This window comes from Flavobacterium salmonis (assembly GCF_903819435.1).
GTDB classification, from domain to species: Bacteria; Bacteroidota; Bacteroidia; order Flavobacteriales; family Flavobacteriaceae; genus Flavobacterium; species Flavobacterium chungangense.
Window position 1 is genome coordinate 1 of record NZ_CAIJDP010000103.1, and the last position, 275, is coordinate 275.

1 pseudogene is annotated in these 275 nt (G+C 42.9%); it reads right to left on the minus strand.

Annotated elements, in window-relative coordinates:
• Positions 1–275: pseudogene (locus FLACHUCJ7_RS25005) on the minus strand (RHS repeat domain-containing protein); the annotation flags it as partial.

The following is a 275-nucleotide window of genomic DNA, read 5'->3' on the forward strand; positions in this document are numbered from 1 at the left end:
GATCTTTAGGGTCTGTTCCCTGCTGCAGGTTGGCCATATTGTTGATTCCCGTCAGCCAGCCACGGATGTTATAGGTATAATCTATTTTCTGGGTTGGAAGATCCTGGGTATTCCCTGTTTTTTTAGAAATCAGCTGTCCTAGTTGGTCGTAAGTATTGCTGGCAATTAGTTCAACAGGACCTGTATAGGTTCCTTTTATGATCTGATGGGTCTGTGTAAGGAGACGATCCTGTGCAGAATACGTAAAAACATCTTTTGTGGTAAGCTCAACATCT